The organism is Streptomyces sp. NPDC001443, assembly GCF_053597355.1.
On the sequence record NZ_JBSFIA010000004.1, the window covers coordinates 22,493 to 40,601 of the forward strand.

Sequence of the window (18,109 nt, forward strand, 5' to 3'; positions counted from 1 at the left end):
AGGGGAGACCGGACGGCTGGCCGGCCGTCCGGGCAGAACAAGGCGGTACGCAGAACCAGGTGCGTGAGAGCTGGGCCCGGCACAGGCACGAACCTGTGGGGTTGCTGTGAGCGGGCTGTGTGTAGCGTCGCAGGAGATGCGCCGAATGTCAGGAGCGTGTCAGGAAGTTGGCCGGAAACGGTTCGTTGTCCGGGGGTTCGTGTTCGATATACGGAGTGTTGGTCGAGGGGCCGGGTGCGGCCCCTCCGGGGAGTCAGGCGGGGGCGCCCCCACCCGCGCGGTCAGCCGGGGCGCGCCCTCCGACGGGTCAGACGGGTACGGAGCCGTCCGCCGGGTCGCCGTGCCAGGTCGCCCACAGCGCGGCGTACGCCCCGCCGGCCGCCACCAGCTCGTCGTGCGTGCCGAGTTCGGCGAGACGGCCGTCCTCCATCACGGCGACGCGGTCGGCGTCGTGCGCGGTGTGCAGCCGGTGCGCGATGGCGATGACCGTACGGCCGCGCAATACCGCGGCCAGGGCCCGCTCGGTGTGCCGGGCGGTCGCCGGGTCCAGCAGCGCGGTGGCCTCGTCGAGGATGAGCGTGTGCGGATCGGCCAGCACCACGCGTGCCAGGGCGAGTTGCTGCGCCTGGGAGCCGTCGGTGCCCAGGCCGCCCTCGCCGAGCTCGGTGTCCAGGCCGTCGGGCAGGGCGCGCACCCAGGCCTCGGCGCCGACCGTCGCCAGCGCCGCCCACAACTGCGCGTCCCCGGCGGACGGTTCGGCGATCCGCAGGTTGTCGCGGACCGTGCCCAGGAAGACGTGGTGCTCCTGGGTGACGAGCACGACCTGGCGGCGCAGCCGCTCCGGCCCGAGCTCCGAGACCGGCACCCCGCCCACCGTCACGGCGCCGGCGCTCGGCGCGTCGACGCCCGCGAGCAGCCGGCTCAGCGTGGTCTTGCCGGCGCCGGACGGGCCGACCACCGCCAGTCGTTCCCCGGGCCGCACGGTCAGGTCGACGCCGCGCAGCACCTCGCCGCCGCGGTCGTAGGCGTACCGCACCCCGGTCACGTCGATGCGGTCGTCCGAGGGCGGCGCGTACCGCCCGGCGGCGTCCGCGCGCGCGGCCCGCGCCAGCCCCTCCACCCGCGCGAACGACGCCCCGCTGCTCTGGAGCATCTCCACCCGCATGAGGACCTCGTCCAGCGGTGTGCCGAGCTGCTTCAGATACAGCGCGCCCGCCACCACCGCGCCCAGGCTCGTCCCCCCGTGGCCGTGCAGCACCCCGCCGACCAGCAGCACCCCGGCCACCGGCAGGACGTACGACGTCTCCACCGCCGGGAAGAACACCGTCCGCAGGAACAGCGTGTACAGCCGTCTGCGCCGGGAGACCTCCAGCGCCTCGCGGCTCGCCGCGATCCGCCGCTCGCCGAGGTGGAACGCCTCGACGGTACGCGCCCCGGACGCGGTCGCCCCGAGGATCTCGGCGACCTGCGAACCGGCCGCGCCCTCCGCCAGATAGCCCTCCCGGGCCCGGCGCAGATACCAGCGCAGCACCACCCCGATCGGGGCCAGGCAGGCCACCCCGACCACGCCGAGCAGCGGGTCGAGCGCGAAGACCGCGCCCAGCAGGAACAGCGCCTGCACGGAGTTGATCAGCAGCTCGGGCCCGGCGTCGCGCAGGGTGGTGCCGACGGTCGTCACGTCCGCCGTGCCGCGCGCCGTCAGATCGCCGGTGCCGGCCCGCTCCACCACGGACGCGGGCAGTGCCAGCGCCCGGTCGACGAACTCCTCGCGCACCCGCGCCAGCGTCCGCTCCCCGAACCGGTGTCCCGCGTACCGGGCCCAGCGTGCCAGCAGCAGCTGCCCGAGCGCGCACAGCACGATGCCGGCCGCGAGCCGGTCCACCGCCGCGACCCCGCCCCCGGCCCGCACCGTGTCGATGATCCGCCCCAGCAGCCAGGGCCCGGCCAGTCCGGCTCCGGCGGCCGCCGCGTTCAGCGCCAGTACGGCCCAGAACCCGCGCCCGTCGGCCCGCACCAGCCGCACCGCCGCCCGCCGCACCTCGGCGGGTCCGGCGACGGGCAGCTGCCCTCGGCTCATGCCACGACCTCCTCGGCACCGGCGGCCGCGCCCGTCCCGGTGCCCGCTCTCGTCCCGATGTCCGCGCCCGCCTCTGTGTCCGCGGCTGTCTCGGTGTCCGCGTCCGCGTCCGCGTCGGCGCCCCGCGCGACCAGGGCCCGGTAGCCCGGCTCCCGGGCCAGCAGCTCCCGGTGCGTGCCCGTCGCGGCCACCTTGCCGTCCACCACGAAGTGCACGGTGTCGGCGTGGTCGAGGACGAGCGGGGAGGTGGTGGTCAGCACGGTGGTGCGGCCGCTGCGGGCCGGCCGCAGCCGGGCCGCCACCGCCGCCTCGGTGTGCGCGTCGAGGGCCGACGTCGGCTCCACCGCCAGCAGTACCTCCGGGTCGGCCAGCAGCGCCCGCACCAGCCGGACCCGCTGCCGCTGCCCGCCGGACAGATTGCGGGCCCGCGCGTCGATCGCCGAGTCGAGCCCGTCCGGCAGACCCTGCACGATGTCGTCGGCCACCGCCGAGTGCACCGCCCGCCGGATGTTCCGCTCGGCCGGCTCCCGGCGGCCGCCGACCAGTTCCCGCAGCGTGCCCGCGAACAGGTCGGCGTCGTGGTCGGCGACCAGGATCCGCGCCCGGACCTGCGCCAGCGGGATCTCGTCCAGACGGGTCTCGCCCCAGGTCGCCGCCGACGGCGCGTACCGGCCGAGCCGGTCGAGCACGGCCGCCGTGTCGGCGGGCCGCGCCCCGGCCAGCGCGGTCAGTCGTCCCGGCGCCACCCGCACCCCGGACTCCGGGTCGTACAGCACCGCCGGTTCGGCCGGGGCGGCACACGCGCCGCCGTCCGGTTCGGGCTCCAGCCGCAGCAGCCCCACCACCCGCCGGGCGGCCACCACGCCCCGGGCGAGCTGGTGGCCGAACTCGACCAGGAACGCCACCGGGCCCACCAGGACCGCGACATAGCCGTACACCGCCACCAGCTCGCCCACGGTGATCTCGCCCTGGGCTGCCGACCGGGCCGCGAGCCAGGTCACCACGCCGAGGAACAGGGTCGGCAGTCCGACCCCGAGCGCCTGCATCCAGCTCGTCACCGCGCCGACCCGGTAGCCCTGCTCGCGCAGCCGCCGCGAGTCCCGGCGGAAGGCGTCCGCGAACAGCTCCTTGCCGCCCAGGCCGTTGAGGACCCGCAGACCGCCCGCCAGATCGCCGATGCGCGCGGTCAGTACGCCCTGCCGCTCCCGGTACTCCGACTCCGCGCCCTGCAACCGCCCCAGCAGCGGCCCCACCAGTACGACGATCACCGGCACCCCGAGCAGCACCACCACGGCCAGCCGTGCCGAGACCGACAGCAGCAGCCCGGCGACCACGGTGTAGGCGACGAGCGCGCCGACCCCGGGCCCGACCACCGTGAGGGACGTGCTGATCGTCTGCACGTCACCGACGCCGATCGTGACCACCTCGCCGGCCCCGGTCCGGCGGGCCAGCGAGGCCCCCAGCCGCACCGTGTGCCCGACGACCACCTTGACCGTGCGGAAGTTGGCGTCCATCCGCACCCGGGTCATCGTGCGGTGCCGCATGATGCCCAGCCAGGCGTTGAACGCCCCGACCGCGAACAGCGCGGCCGTCCACCCGGCGAGCGCGCCGAGGTCGCCCTGCTGGAGACCGTCGTCGATCGCCCGGGACATCAGATACGGCGTCGCCGCGCCGAGCACCATCCAGACACTGGCGATCACCGCCCCGGCGACGGACCGCCGGGGCTGCCGGGTCACCAGCCACCACAGGTAGTGCCAGCCACCGCGGACGTCGGGCGTGCCGGGGTCCTCGTACGCGTCGATCACTTCCGGGTCCCCCCGCTCAGACCAGACTGTCCCGCCAGGCCCGGTGCAGGTCGGAGAACCTGCCGGTGCCCGCGGTCAGTTCCGCCGGACTGCCGTCCTCCACGATCCGTCCGTGCTCCATGACCAGCACCCGGTCGGCGATCTCGACGGTCGACAGCCGGTGCGCGATCACCACCGCGGTACGGCCGCGCAGCACCGTCGTCATCGCCTGCTGCACCGCACGCTCCCCGGGGATGTCCAGCGAGCTGGTCGCCTCGTCGAGGATCAGCACCGCCGGGTCGGCGAGCAACGCCCGCGCGAAGGCGACGAGTTGCCGCTGACCGGCGGAGATCCGGCCGCCCCGCTTGCGGACGTCCGTGTCGTAGCCGTCCGGCAGGGCGCTGATGAACTCGTGCGCGCCGATCGCCTTCGCCGCCCGCTCGATCTCCTCCCGGCTCGCGTCCGGGCGGCCGATCGCGATGTTCTCGGCGACCGTGCCGGAGAACAGGAACGCCTCCTGGGTCACCATCACCACCCCGCGCCGCAGTTCGGGTAGCGCGAGGTCGCGCAGGTCGACGCCGTCCAGTGTGACGCGGCCCGCGGTGGGGTCGTAGAAGCGGGCCAGCAGCTTGGCCAGCGTGGACTTGCCGGCGCCGGTGGAGCCGACGACCGCGACCGTCTGCCCGGCCGGCAGGGTCAGGTCGAAGCGGGGCAGGATCTCGCCGCCGGTGCGGTAGGCGAACCGGACGCCGTCGAAGACGACCGTGCGCCCCGGGTGGTCGCCCTCGCGCGCGGGCAGCTCCAGGGGCCTGGCGGCCTCGGGCACGGACGGCGTCTGTGCCAGCAGGCCCGCGATCTTCTCCAGCGAGGCGGCCGCCGACTGGTAGGAGTTGAGGAACATGCCGAGCCGGTCGATGGGGTCGTACAGCCGCCGCAGGTACAGCACGGCCGCCGCCAGCACGCCCAGCGCCAGCGAGTCGTCCGCCACCCGCCAGGCCCCCCACAGCACGGTCAGGGCCAGGGCGGTGCCGGACACCAGCCGGGAGCCGACGACATAGCGGGCCATCTCCAGCAGCGCGTCGCCGTTGGTGCGCTCGTGGCGCCGGTTGAGGACGGCGAACTCGGCGTCGTTGGCGGCCTCGCGGCGGAAGGAGCGCACCGGCCGGATGCCGTTCATCGTCTCCACGAACTTCACGATCACCGCCGCGATCGCCGTGGACCGCTCCCGGTACACCTCGCCCGCGCGCCGCTGGTACAGCCGTACGAGCAGGTACAGCGGCACGGCCGAGGCCACCGCGACCGCGCCGATCCCGAGGTCCAGCCAGAGCAGCATCGCCCCGATGTACACGAACGACAGCAGGACCGTCACCAGCTCCTGCAAGCCCTCGTTGAGCAGCTCGCGCAGCGACTCGACGTCCGTCGTGGAGCGGGAGATCAGCCGGCCCGAGGTGTAGCGCTCGTGGAAGTCCACGCTGAGCGCCTGGGCGTGGCGGAAGATCCGGCCGCGCAGATCGAGCAGGACGTCCTGGTTCACCCGGGCGGAGACCACGGTGAACGCGTACTGCATCCCGCCCGACACCAGCGCGCACAGCAGATAGGCGACGGCCACCGCGATCAGCGGCCCGCGGTCGCCGTCGCGCAGCGCCGGCACGGCCCGGTCGATGGCGTACGCCACCAGCAGCGGCCCCGTCTGCACCGCCGCCTGCTGGAGCAGCAGCAGGGCCGTGGTCAGCGCCACCCGCCCCTTCATCGGGGCCAGCAGGGAGCGCAGCAGCGCGGCCGTGGCACCGGGCGGGGTGGGCAGTACGTCGCGGTCGAAGGGGTCGGCGGCCTGCTCGGGGCGCTCCGGTTCGTCCTCCCCCTCGGTGGCGGCGGCGGACGTCGTGGCGGCGGTCATCGGTCGCCCTCCTCGTGGCCGGACGGGTCTGCGGGATCGTCCCCGGACATCAGCCGGGCGTACTCCGTGCTGGTGCGCAGCAGTTCCTGGTGGGTGCCGACGGCCTGGATGCGTCCGTCGGCGAGCAGGGCGACCCGGTCGGCGAGCAGGACCGTGGACGGCCGGTGGGCGACGATCAGGGCCGTGGTGTCCACGAGCACCCGGCGCAGGGCGGCCTCGACGGCGGCCTCGGTGTGCACGTCCAGGGCCGACAGCGGGTCGTCGAGCACCAGGAACCGCGGCCGGCCGACCACCGCGCGCGCCAGCGCGAGGCGCTGCCGCTGGCCGCCGGACAGGCTCAGGCCCTGTTCGCCGACCTGGGTCAGCGTCCCCTGCGGCAGCGCGTGCACGAAGTCGGCCGCCTGGGCGACGGTCAGGGCCCGCTCCAGCTCCGGCGCGCCGGCGTCGCCGCCGGCGCCCATCAGGACGTTGTCCCCGACGCTCGCCGAGAACAGCGTGGGCTCCTCGAAGGCGACCGCGACCTTCGCGCGCAGCTCCTCGCGGGGCATGGCGGTGATGTCCTCGCCGTCCAGGGTGATCCGCCCGGACGTCACCTCGTGCAGCCGGGGGACGAGCGCGGTGAGCGTGGTCTTGCCGCTTCCGGTGGCCCCGACCAGGGCCATCGACTCACCGGGGCGGACGTGCAGTTCGATGTGGTCGAGGAGCGGCGGGGAGTCCGGCGCGGCGTCCGGATAGCGGAACCGGACGCCGTGGAAGCGCAGCCCGCCGTCCTCGGCGGGTGAGCCGTTCGCGGCGGGCGGGGCGTCCGGAGCGGTCGCCTCCGGCGGCGCGTCCATCACCTCGAAGAACCGCTCGGTCGCCGTCGACGCCTCCTGGCTCATCGCCAGCAGGAAGCCGATGGACTCCACCGGCCAGCGCAGCGCCAGCGCCGTCGACAGGAAGGCCACCAGCGTGCCCGCCGACAGCGCGCCGTCCGCCACCTGCACCGCCCCGACCACCAGGGCCGCCCCGATGGCCAGCTCCGGCAGGGTCACGATCACCGCCCAGATCGCCGCCAGCAGCCGCGCCTTGCGCAGTTCCGTGTCCCGCAGCGACCGCGCCAGCTCACGGAACGCCCGCGCCTGACTGCGGTGGCGCCCGAACCCCTTGACGATGCGGATGCCGAGCACGCTCTCCTCGACCACCGTGGTCAGATCGCCGACCTGGTCCTGCGCGCGCCGCGCCGCGTGCGCGTACCGCTCCTCGAAGACCACGCACATGACCACCAGGGGCACCGTCGGCCCCAGGATCACCAGGCCCAGCGTCCAGTCCTGGAGCAGCATGATGACCACGCCGATGGCAATGGTCACCCCGTTGACCAGCAGGAACGTCAGCGGGAAGGCGAGGAACATCCGGACCAGCATCAGGTCGGTGGTCGCCCGTGACAGCAGTTGTCCAGAGGCCCACCGGTCGTGGAAGGCCACCGGCAGCCGCTGGAGGTGCCGGTACAGCCGCGCCCGCATCGACGCCTCGACATGCGACAGCGGCCGCGCCACCAGCCAGCGCCGCAGGCCGAACAGCAGTGCCTCGGCGATTCCGAGCAGCAGCAGGTACAGCGCGCCCCGCCACACGCCCGCGGAGTCCCGGGCGGCGATCGGCCCGTCGACCATCCACTTCAGCACCAGCGGTATCACCAGCCCCACGCAGGAGGCGACGATCGCGATGAAGGCGGCGGTGAACAGACGCACCCGCACCGGGCGCACGTACGGCCACAGCCGTAGCAGGGTGCGCACGGCGGAGCGGTTCTCGGCGGCGGCAGGTGTAGTGGACATCAGGAGCGAGCCTACGGAACGCCACTGACGTCGCCCACCGAGTTTTGGCCGGACCCGGTTCGGACGAAGGTCCTACGACCTGCGTGTTCGCCAGGGTCGTACCCCCGCATCATCCGATCGGCTGATGCCCGTTCGAGCGGGACGGCCGATGTGCCCGCGGCGCTCCCCGCGGCACGCTCGACGCATGTCCGTCATAGAGGTAACCGACCTGCGCAAGGTCTACGGGGGCCGCGCCGTCGTCGACGGTGTCTCCTTCGCCGTGGAGGAGGGCGAGATCTTCGGCGTCCTCGGCCCGAACGGCGCCGGCAAGACCACCACCGTCGAGTGCGTCGAGGGCCTGCGCGTGCCCGACGCCGGCCGGGTCCGGGTCACCGGCCTCGACCCGGTCGCCGACCACGAACGGGTCGCCCGCGTCCTGGGCGCCCAGCTCCAGGAGAGCGAACTCCAGGCGAAACTCACCGTCCGCGAGGCACTGGAGCTGTACGCCGCCTTCTACCCCGACCCGCTGGACTGGCGCCCGCTCGCCGAGCGGCTGGGCCTGACCGACCGGCTCACCACCCGGTTCGGGAAGCTCTCCGGCGGCCAGAAACAGCGCCTGTCCATCGCGCTCGCCCTGATCGGCAACCCGCGGATCGTCGTCCTGGACGAACTGACCACCGGCCTGGACCCCCGCGCCCGCCGGGACACCTGGCAACTCATCGAGGACGTACGGGCGGGCGGGGTCACCGTCCTGCTGGTCACCCACTTCATGGAGGAGGCCCAGCGGCTCTGCGACCGGATAGCGGTGATCGACAAGGGCCGGGTGGCCGCCCTGGACACCCCGGCCGGACTGATCCGGCGTTCCGCGGGCGCCACCGTCATCAGCTTCACCCCGTCCGCCCCGCTGGACGACCGGGAACTGGACGCGCTCCCCGCGCTCGCGTCCGTCGAGCACAAGGACGGCCGCGTCACGCTCTCCGGCACCGACGAGACGGTCGACGCCGTTATCACCCTGCTCGCCCGCCACCGGATCACCGCCCACCAACTGCGCGTCACCGACGCCACGCTCGACGACGCGTTCCTCGATCTCACCGAGGAGAAGGAGAAGACACTGTGAACACCGCGGTCCTGCGTGCCGAGTTCCGGCTGTTCCGCCGCGAACCCGGCGCCGTCTTCTGGGTCTTCCTGTTCCCGACCCTGCTCCTGGTGATCCTCGGCTCGATCCCGTCGTTCCGGGACGCCGACGACTCCCTGGGCGGGCTGCGGCCGGTCGACGCCTACGTGCCCATCGCCGTACTGATCGCGCTGATCATGTCCGGGGTGCAGATCCTGCCCCAGGCGCTGACCGGCTACCGGGAGCGCGGCATCCTGCGCCGGATGCGGGTCACCCCCGTGCGGCCCACCGTCCTGCTGACCGCGCAGATGACCGTGCAGGGCGCGGTGGCGCTGGGCTCGGCGCTGCTCGCGCTCGCCGTCGGCAGACTCGCCTTCGACGTACGGCTGCCCGGACAGCCCGCCGGGTACCTGCTGGCGCTGCTGCTCGCGGCCGCGGCGGCCCTCGCCCTCGGCGCGGTCGTCTCGGCGCTGTCGCGCACCACGAAGGTCGCCGGCGCCATCGGCTCGGCGGTGTTCTTCCCGATGATGTTCTGCGCGGGCGTGTGGATCCCGGTGCGGGCGATGCCGCACGCGCTGGCCCGGGGGGTGACGCTGACCCCGTTCGGCGCGGCGGCCCGCGCCCTGGACCAGGCCGCCGCCGGACACTGGCCCGGCTGGGACCACCTGGGCGTGCTCACGGTCTGGACGGTGCTGCTGACGGCGGGCGCGGCGCGCTGGTTCCGGTGGGAGTGAGCCGACCGTGCCGGACACTGGCTGCATGACACAGGCCGAACATCCGGAGCGCAGGGCCTTCTTCGACCTCTGGGGGCCCTACGCCCTGCTCGCCGTGGGCGTGCTGACCGCCGCCGGTTCGGCCCGGGCGGTCGGGATGACACCGGCCGCGATGTGGGCCGCCGGCGTGCTGGTGGCCGCGTCCTTGCTGCTCCAGCTCTGCTGGGGACGGGCGGCCCGGAAGTGGTCGGGGCCCAACCGTACGAGCGCGACGCTGTACCTCGTCCGCTGGGCCCTCGGTTTCATGCTCACCTGGCTCAACCCCTTCTTCGCCTTCTACGCCGTCACCGGCTACTACAGCGCCGCCCGCCAGTTGACCCGGCGGCTGATGCTGCCGGGCCTCTTCCTGACCGCCGTCACCATGGCGGGCAGCGAGATCGGCGGCATGCCGCCGCGCGATCTGCTGTGGTGGCTCGGCTTCCTCGTGGTGTTCGGCGCCAACCTCGGACTGGTCGCCCTCTTCAACCGGTTCAACGTGCAGGAGCAGGCGCACGCCCGCACCCAGGCCGAGACCATCGCCGAACTCGGCCGCACCAACGCCGCGTTGCAGCAGGCCCTCGACGAGAACGCCGCGCTGCACGCCCAACTCCTCGTCCAGGCGCGGGAGGCCGGGGTCGCCGACGAGCGCCGACGGCTTGCCGCCGAGATCCACGACACCATCGCCCAGGGCCTGACCGGCATCATCGCCCAGCTCCAGGTCGTCGCGAGCGCCCCCGACCTGGACGTGGCCCGCACCCACCTGGGCCGGGCCGCCGACCTGGCCCGGCACAGCCTCGGCGAGGCCCGCCGCAGCGTGCACAACCTCGCCCCCGTCGCGCTCGCCGACGACGGGCTGCCCGAGGCACTGAAGAAGACGGTCGGCGAGTGGGGCGAACGGACGGGCATACGCGCCGAGTTCACCGTCACCGGTACGGCGGAGCAACTGCACGAGGAGGTCGCGGCGACCCTGCTCCGCATCGCCCAGGAGGCCCTGTCCAACGCGGCCCGGCACGCCGCAGCCACCCGCCTCGGCGTCACCCTGAGCTTCATGGGCGACGAGGTCACCCTCGACGTCCGCGACGACGGCACCGGCTTCGACCCCGAGAACCTGCCGCGGCGCACCCGCACCGGCGGGTTCGGCCTCGACGGGATGCGCGCCCGCGCCGAACGCATCGCCGGTTCCCTCGCCGTGGAGTCCGAACCGGGCCACGGCACCGCGCTGTCGGCTCGCGTACCGTTGGTGCGCCATGACCGATGACACCGCCATCTCGCTGCTGATCGTCGACGACCATCCCGTCGTACGCGACGGCCTGCGCGGCATGTTCGACTCCGCGCCCGGCTTCACGGTCGTCGGCGAGGCGGTGAACGGGGTGGAGGCCGTCGAACTGGCCGCCGCCCTCGACCCGGACGTGATCCTGATGGACCTGCGGATGCCGGGCGGCGGGGGAGTGGACGCCATCGCCGAACTGACCCGCCGCCGGGCCCGCGCCAGGGTCCTGGTGCTGACCACCTACGACACCGACTCCGACACCCTGCCCGCGATCGAGGCGGGCGCGACCGGGTACCTGCTGAAGGACGCGCCCCGCGACGAGCTGTTCACCGCCGTCCGGGCCGCCGCCGAGGGCCGTACGGTCCTCTCCCCGGCCGTCGCCTCCCGCCTGGTCAACGCCGTGCGCGCGCCCGGCGCGGAGCCGCTGTCCGCGCGCGAGCGGGAGGTCCTGGCCCTGGTCGCCCGGGGTACCCCGAACCGCGAGATAGCCCGCGAGCTGTTCATCAGCGAGGCGACCGTGAAGACCCACCTCACCCACCTGTACGCCAAGCTCGGCGTCAAGGACCGGGCGGCCGCGGTGGCGACGGCGTACGAGCGCGGGATCCTCGGCTGACCCGAACGCTCGCCGTTCAGCCGACCTTCAGCAGCAGCACGGACCGGGCCGGCACCGTGATCGCCTCCCCCGCCCGGTGCGTCACCCCCGGCGGCTGAGCCTGCTCCTCCCACGAGGTGTCCACCACCACCTCGTAGCGCTCCGCCCACGGCGGCCCCGGCAGCACGAAGCTCACCGGCCGGTCCCCGGCGTGCAGCACCGCCAGGAAGCTGTCGTCGACGACCGGCGCGCCCCGCTCGTCGCGGCCCGGGATGTCCCGCCCGGAGAGGTACATGCCCAGCGTGGCGGCGGGCGCGTACCAGTCCCGTTCCGTCATCTCCGCGCCCCGCGCGGTGAACCAGGCCAGGTCCCGCAGCCCGTCCGCCGAGTGCGCCCGCCCGGAGAAGAACGCCCGGCGGCGCAGCACCGGATGGCGGTGGCGCAGCGCGATCAGCCGTGACGTCAGCTCGAACAGGGCACGCCAGCCGGGTTCCTCCAGCAGGCTCCAGTCCAGCCAGCCGATCTCGTTGTCCTGGCAGTAGGCGTTGTTGTTGCCGCGCTGGGTGCGCCCGAGCTCGTCGCCCGCGACCAGCATCGGTACGCCGGTGGACAGCAGCAGGGTGGTCAGCAGGTTGCGGAGCTGGCGCCGCCGCAGCGCCCGTACCCCCTCGTCCTCGCTCTCGCCCTCCGCGCCGCCGTTCCACGACCGGTTGTCGTCCGTGCCGTCCCGGTTGCCCTCGCCGTTGGCCTCGTTGTGCTTGCGCTCGTACGACACCAGGTCGCGCAGGGTGAAACCGTCGTGCGCGGTGACGAAGTTGACCGAGGCGTACGGCCGCCGCCCGCCCCAGGCGTACAGGTCGCTCGACCCCGACAGCCGGTAGCCCATCTCGCGCACGTCCGGCAGGGCGTGCCGCCAGAAGTCCCGTACGGCGTTGCGGTAGCGGTCGTTCCACTCGGTCCACAGCGGCGGGAACGCGCCGACCTGGTAGCCGCCGGAGCCGACGTCCCAGGGCTCGGCGATGAGCTTCACCCGGCGCAGCACCGGGTCCTGGGCGATGACGGCCAGGAACGGGGAGAGCATGTCCACGTCGTGCATGGAGCGGGCCAGCGCGGCCGCGAGGTCGAAACGGAAGCCGTCGACGCCCATCTCCGTCACCCAGTAGCGCAGCGAGTCGGTGATCAGGCGCAGCACCTGCGGCTGGACCACGTGCAGGGTGTTGCCGCAGCCGGTGTAGTCGGCGTAGCGGCGGGCGTCCGACTGGAGCCGGTAGTAGCCGCGGTTGTCGATGCCCTTGAGGGAGAGCGTCGGGCCCAGCTCGCCGGCCTCCGCGGTGTGGTTGTAGACCACGTCGAGGATGACCTCGATGCCGGCCGCGTGCAGCGCCCGGACCATGTCCTTGAACTCGCCGACCTGCTGACCGGTCGTACCGGAGGCGGCGTACCCGGCGTGCGGGGCGAAGTAGCCGATCGAGTTGTAGCCCCAGTAGTTGCGCAGCCCCCGCCGCAGCAGATGGTCCTCGTGCGCGAACTGGTGCACCGGCAGCAGTTCCACGGCCGTCACGCCCAGCTTCACCAGATGCTCGACCGCCGCCGGGTGCGCGAGGCCCGCGTAGGTGCCGCGCAGCTCCGGCGGGATGCCGGGGTGCAGCTTGGTGAAGCCCCTGACGTGCAGTTCGTAGATCACCGAGTCGGCCCAGGGCGTCTTCGGGCGGCGGTCGTCCGTCCACTCGTCGTCCGGCGCGTCGTCGTGCACGACCACGCCCTTCGGGACGTACGGCGCGGAGTCCCGGTCGTCGCGCACGGTGTCGGCGACCTGCTGCTGGGGCCAGTCGCGGACATGCCCGTACACCTCGGGCGGCAGCCGGAAGTCGCCGTCCACCGCGCGCGCGTACGGGTCGAGGAGCAGTTTCGCCGGGTTCCAGCGGGCGCCGGTCCACGGGTCCCAGCGGCCGTGCACCCGGAAGCCGTACCGCTGACCCGGCATCACCCCCGGGACGAAGCCGTGCCAGATCTCGTGCGTCAGTTCGGTCAGCCGGGCGCGGGTCTCCCTGCTGTCCGGGCCGCGCCCGTCGAACAGGCACAGCTCGACCGCCTCGGCCCCGCCCGCCCACAGCGCGAAGTTGGTGCCCGCCACCCCGTCCGGGCCGACCCGGAAGCGGGCCCCCAGCGGCGTCGGCGCACCCGGCCACACCGGCATCCCGGGCGTCCTGCGCCGTGCGCCGTTGGCGGCGGCGACCGGACGCCCGTCCCCGGTGGCGCGCTCTTCCGCCACCGCCTCCTGCTCGGCTGCGCTGGACACGGTTCGGCCTCCCGCGGCTCATGGCACGACGTGGAACAACGGGTGACGGGCCCGCGGCGTCCCGGCCGCGGTCACCTGTCGCGTCGTCCTCCCCACTGTTCTGCCCAGCTCATGGCTCGCACTCACGTTTCCACGGGGCGCGCCGGTCGTTGGCATCCATGTGAGGCACGTACACGGGCGCGCACGGCGCGCGGGGGCCGCGCTGGCCGCCGTACTGACATGGGCAGGGCTGCTTGCGGGCGCCGCCGGCTGCGACACGGACCCGACGGGGGTGATCGGCGCCGGCGGGGCGCTCGGCAGAGCGCCGGCCCCCGAGGACGTCATCCGGATCTCGCCGGACGACGGCAGCAAGGAGGTCCGCCCCGGCCGGGCGCTGGGGATCCAGGTGCCGGACGGGCGCCTGGAGTCGGTGAAGGTCGTCAAGTCGCAGGACGCGCAGGAGACCCCGGTGCCCGGCCGCGTCTCCCCGGACCGGCGGCGCTGGGAGCCCACGGAGCAGCTGGCGCTCGCGGCGAAGTACACGGTCGACGTGGTCGCCGTCGACGACGACGGCCGCCGCTCGGCGCGGCACACCACCTTCACCACCTACGTCCCCGCGGAGCGGTTCATCGGGTACGTGACCCCGGAGAACCGTTCCACGGTCGGCACCGGAATGATCGTTTCGCTGGCCTTCAGCCGGAAGATCGACAACCGGGCCGCCGTCGAGCGGGCCGTCAGCGTCACCGCGCAGCCGCCGGTCGAGGTCCGCCCGCACTGGTTCGGCAAGGACCGCCTGGACTTCCGCCCCGAGCAGTACTGGAAGCCCGGCACCAGGGTCACCGTCAGCCTGCGCCTGCGGGACGTCGAGGGGGCGCGCGGGGTCTACGGACTCCAGTACCGGACGGTCTCCTTCACCGTCGGCCGCAGCCAGGTCTCGCTGGTCGACGCGGCGAAGCACACCATGCAGGTGCGGCGCGACGGCTCACTGGTGGCCACCGTTCCCATCACCGCGGGCGCCCCCAAGACCACCACCTACAACGGGAAGATGGTGGTGATGGACATGCTGGAGGTCACCCGGATGAACAGCCGCACGGTCGGCTTCGGCGGCGAGTACGACATCCCGGACGTGCCGCACGCCATGCAGCTGACCGAGTCGGGCACCTTCCTGCACGGCAACTACTGGGCGCCCGACGCCCCGGGGCACACCAACGTCAGCCACGGGTGCGTGGGGCTGCGGGACGTGAAGGGCGGCGCGTCGGACACCCCCGCGGGCTGGTTCTTCGACCGCAGCCTGATCGGTGACGTCATCGAGGTCGTCCACAGCGACGACAAGAAGGTCGCCCCCGACAACGGGCTGGGCGGCTGGAACATGGGGTGGAAGGAGTGGAAGAAGGGGAGCGCGGACAAGTGACCGGGCGGGACGCGGGACCGGATGACGGGGGAGGGACCTCAGTTGGGACTGAACGGTGACAATCGGCGGGCATCAGCCGCACTGATCATGTGGTTAATATGCGCCAGAGGGCGCATGGGGTGCGCCGGGGTGGCCGGACCGGGGTCCGGCGAGGGGAGAAGAGTTGAACGTGCGACCGATATCGGGGGCGTCGGTTGACGCGCGCGCGGGTGGGACGCGGAAGCGGGGTCGGGGCGGACTGATGGCGGCCGCCCTCGGCGTGCTGCTGGTCTCCGTCACCGCCTGCGGCGGCGGAGCGGACGCCGGATCCGGCGACGGCAAGGACAAGGGCAAGCAGGCGTCCGCGACCCAGAGCGCGCAGTCGGAGGCGGTCGTCACCATCGCCCCCAAGACCGGCGCCAAGGAGGTCGACACCAGCGGCGTCCTCAAGGTCAGCGCCACCAAGGGCAAGCTGACCGAGGTCACCGTCAAGGACGCCAAGGGCACGAAGGTCGACGGCACCATCTCGGCGGACGGCGCCGGCTGGACGCCCGCCACGCACCTGGCGGCCTCCACCAAGTACGAGGTCCACGCGGTCGCCAAGGACGCCGCGGGCCGCACGGCCGCCGAGGACTCCTCCTTCACCACGCTCAGCCCGAAGAACACCTTCATCGGCACCTTCACCCCCGAGGACGGCTCCACCGTCGGTGTCGGCATGCCGTTCTCGGTCCGCTTCACGCGCGGCATCACCAAGCCGGACGACGTGAAGAAGGCCATCGAGATCACGACCGAGCCCGCCGTGGACGTCGAGGGCCACTGGTTCGGCAACGACCGTCTGGACTTCCGCCCCGAGGAATACTGGAAGTCCGGCACCAAGGTCACCGTCAAGCTGAACCTCGACGGTGTCGAGGGCCGCAAGGGCGTCTACGGCAAGCAGTCGAAGACCGTCTCCTTCACCATCGGCCGCAACCAGGTGTCCGTCGTGGACGCCAAGAAGCACACGATGAAGGTCACGCAGGACGGCAAGACCGTCAGGACCATCCCGGTCACCACCGGCAAGGCCGGCTACGCGACCTGGAACGGCAGCATGGTCATCAGCGAGAAGTTCAAGGTGACCCGGATGAACGGCGACACCGTCGGCTACGACGGCGAGTACGACATCAAGGACGTCCCGCACGCCATGCGCCTGACCGACTCCGGCACCTTCGTGCACGGCAACTACTGGGGCGGCGACGCGTTCGGCAACTACAACGCCAGCCACGGCTGTGTCGGCCTGCGCGACGTGCGCGGCGGCTACGACAGCGGAGTGCCCGCCGCCTGGTTCTTCAACCACTCGATGATCGGTGACGTGGTGGAGGTCAAGCACTCCACCGACCCGGTGGTCGACCCGGCCAACGGCCTCAACGGCTGGAACATGTCCTGGGAGAAGTGGAAGGCCTGAGCGCCTGCCGACCGTACGGCCCCGGTGTGAGGTACCGCACCGGGGCCGCATGCGTTAATGCCCGTTAACCTGGCCCTCATGACTGTGCATCTTGAAGTCGCCGAAGGTGTGGGCACCATCCGTCTGGACCGCCCGCCGATGAACGCGCTGGACGTCGCCGTCCAGGACCGCATCAAGGAGCTGGCCGAGGAGGCCGCCCGCCGCGAGGACATCCGCGCGGTGGTGCTGTACGGCGGGGAGAAGGTGTTCGCGGCGGGCGCGGACATCAAGGAGATGCAGGCGATGGACCACACGGCGATGGTCCTGCGCTCGCGCGCCCTCCAGGACTCGTTCACGGCCGTGGCCCGCATCCCCAAGCCCGTGGTGGCGGCCGTCACCGGCTACGCCCTGGGCGGCGGCTGCGAGCTGGCGCTGTGCGCGGACTACCGCATCGCGGCGGACAACGCCAAGCTCGGCCAGCCGGAGATCCTGCTCGGCCTGATCCCGGGCGCGGGCGGCACCCAGCGCCTGGCCCGGCTGATCGGCCCCTCCCGGGCCAAGGACCTGATCTTCACGGGCCGCATGGTGAAGGCCGAGGAGGCGCTGGCACTGGGCCTGGTGGACCGGGTCGTCCCGGCCGCCGAGGTCTACTCGCAGGCGCACGCCTGGGCGGCGAAGCTGGCCCAGGGCCCGGCGCTCGCGCTGCGCGCGGCGAAGGAGTCGGTCGACACCGGCCTGGAGACGGACATCGAGACCGGACTGGCCGTGGAACGCACCTGGTTCGCGGGCCTGTTCGCCACCGAGGACCGCGAGCGCGGCATGCGGAGCTTCGTGGAGGAGGGGCCCGGCAAGGCCAAGTTCCAGTGACGGCGCGCCGGACGCAAGGTGAGGTTCCGGTGAGAACGGCTCGGTGAAACCGGCCCGGTGAAACTCTCCCGAACCACTTGCAATTGACACGGTGTCTGATCCCGGGTCCCTCGATGGGGCGGTTTATGGAAACCTTAAACAGGCCTTAAGCCCGCCTTGTCGAGGTGGCCTGTCGATCGCCTCGGATCTTGCCTCCGGTGCAGGTCGGAGGGGCTGTCGCGGACGCCGAACTGCCTCTGGCATATGCCGATCGAATCGGGCGGAATATTGCCTTCCGGGGGACGTATTCCTCCAGAACGACCCCGGAGAACCGTACGGACGGCCATGATGGGGGGCATGGCGGGGCTGGAGGGCATCGAACAGCCGCGGGGACAGGGCCGTCCGACGGCGGCGCGCTGGTCGCCTGCGGTCGAGGACGAACGAGCACTGAAGGCCCTGGAGCTGTTCGGCAATCCCACGGAGGCGGAGGTCCCGCTGCCGTCCCGCCCCGAGTCCGCCGCGACGGCACGTCGGCTGGCCCAGGTGGTGGTCCTGCGCCAGTGGGGCCTGACCCCCAAGATGGCCGAGGACGCGGTCCTGTTGGTCTCCGAACTCGTCGGCAACGCCGTACGCCACACCGGCGCCCGGGTCTTCGGCCTGCGGATGCGCCGCCGCCGCGGCTGGATCCGGGTCGAGGTCCGCGACCCCTCCCGGGGCCTGCCCTGTCTCATGCCGGTCCAGGAGATGGACATCAGCGGCCGGGGCCTGTTCCTCGTCGACAAGCTCTCCGACCGCTGGGGGGTCGACCTCCTGCCGCGGGGCAAGACGACCTGGTTCGAGATGAGAGTCGCCGAACGCTGAGGCCCGGGCGACCGTCTCGGTCCGGGCGACCGTCTCGG

13 protein-coding genes are annotated in these 18,109 nt (G+C 73.0%); 8 read left to right on the top strand and 5 right to left on the bottom strand.

The window, feature by feature from the left end:
• Nucleotides 1–307: 307 nt before the first annotated feature.
• The 4 genes from ACWC24_RS06765 to ACWC24_RS06780 are packed head-to-tail and all read right to left on the bottom strand — an operon-like array spanning nt 308 to nt 7,569.
• Complete coding sequence (locus ACWC24_RS06765; protein WP_450661756.1) at nt 308–2,077, bottom strand: ABC transporter ATP-binding protein; 1,770 nt, start codon at nt 2,075–2,077, stop codon at nt 308–310.
• Nucleotides 2,074–3,882: an ABC transporter ATP-binding protein gene (locus tag ACWC24_RS06770; protein WP_450661757.1), complete on the bottom strand. Its 1,809-nt coding sequence runs from the start codon at nt 3,880–3,882 to the stop codon at nt 2,074–2,076. Before ACWC24_RS06770 ends, ACWC24_RS06765 begins: the two co-directional genes overlap by 4 nt.
• Before the next feature lie 16 nt (nt 3,883–3,898).
• Nucleotides 3,899–5,758, bottom strand: coding sequence for an ABC transporter ATP-binding protein (locus ACWC24_RS06775; protein WP_450661758.1), 1,860 nt, complete (start codon nt 5,756–5,758; stop codon nt 3,899–3,901).
• Entirely contained in the window at nt 5,755–7,569 is a 1,815-nt protein-coding gene (locus tag ACWC24_RS06780; protein WP_450661759.1) for an ABC transporter ATP-binding protein, read from the bottom strand. The genes ACWC24_RS06775 and ACWC24_RS06780 overlap by 4 nt, the downstream gene beginning before the upstream one ends.
• Nucleotides 7,570–7,753: 184 nt before the next feature.
• Here ACWC24_RS06780 and ACWC24_RS06785 point away from each other — a divergent pair, with 184 nt between their 5' ends.
• Genes ACWC24_RS06785 through ACWC24_RS06800 form a run of 4 tightly spaced genes read left to right on the top strand, consistent with a single transcriptional unit; the run spans nt 7,754 to nt 11,297 of the window.
• The gene (locus tag ACWC24_RS06785; RefSeq protein WP_450661760.1) at nt 7,754–8,665 is read left to right on the top strand and encodes an ABC transporter ATP-binding protein; all 912 of its coding nucleotides are present in this window, start codon (nt 7,754–7,756) and stop codon (nt 8,663–8,665) included.
• Entirely contained in the window at nt 8,662–9,396 is a 735-nt protein-coding gene (locus ACWC24_RS06790; protein ID WP_450661761.1) for an ABC transporter permease, read from the top strand. Before ACWC24_RS06785 ends, ACWC24_RS06790 begins: the two co-directional genes overlap by 4 nt.
• Nucleotides 9,397–9,421: 25 nt before the next feature.
• Nucleotides 9,422–10,672, top strand: a complete 1,251-nt coding sequence (locus ACWC24_RS06795; RefSeq protein WP_450661762.1) for a sensor histidine kinase — start codon at nt 9,422–9,424, stop codon at nt 10,670–10,672.
• Entirely contained in the window at nt 10,662–11,297 is a 636-nt protein-coding gene (locus ACWC24_RS06800; RefSeq protein WP_450661763.1) for a response regulator, read from the top strand. Before ACWC24_RS06795 ends, ACWC24_RS06800 begins: the two co-directional genes overlap by 11 nt.
• A gap of 16 nt (nt 11,298–11,313) precedes the next feature.
• On the opposite strand, the gene glgX is transcribed toward ACWC24_RS06800, so the two are convergent.
• A complete protein-coding gene (glgX, locus tag ACWC24_RS06805; RefSeq protein WP_450661764.1) occupies nt 11,314–13,575 on the bottom strand; it encodes a glycogen debranching protein GlgX in 2,262 nt (753 codons plus the stop codon).
• A 160-nt stretch (nt 13,576–13,735) separates the two neighbouring features.
• On the opposite strand from glgX, the gene ACWC24_RS06810 reads away from it, so the two are divergent.
• The 4 genes from ACWC24_RS06810 to ACWC24_RS06825 all read left to right on the top strand — a co-directional run bounded on the left by ACWC24_RS06810 (nt 13,736) and on the right by ACWC24_RS06825 (nt 18,071).
• Nucleotides 13,736–14,965 carry an Ig-like domain-containing protein gene (locus ACWC24_RS06810; RefSeq protein WP_450661765.1) on the top strand — a complete coding sequence of 410 codons (1,230 nt, stop codon included), beginning with the start codon at nt 13,736–13,738 and terminating at the stop codon, nt 14,963–14,965.
• A gap of 163 nt (nt 14,966–15,128) precedes the next feature.
• Nucleotides 15,129–16,385, top strand: a complete 1,257-nt coding sequence (locus tag ACWC24_RS06815) for a L,D-transpeptidase (protein WP_450661766.1) — start codon at nt 15,129–15,131, stop codon at nt 16,383–16,385.
• A gap of 78 nt (nt 16,386–16,463) precedes the next feature.
• The gene (locus tag ACWC24_RS06820; protein ID WP_450661767.1) at nt 16,464–17,231 is read left to right on the top strand and encodes an enoyl-CoA hydratase/isomerase family protein; all 768 of its coding nucleotides are present in this window, start codon (nt 16,464–16,466) and stop codon (nt 17,229–17,231) included.
• A 336-nt stretch (nt 17,232–17,567) separates the two neighbouring features.
• Entirely contained in the window at nt 17,568–18,071 is a 504-nt protein-coding gene (locus ACWC24_RS06825) for an ATP-binding protein (RefSeq protein WP_450661768.1), read from the top strand.
• Nucleotides 18,072–18,109: the final 38 nt, after the last annotated feature.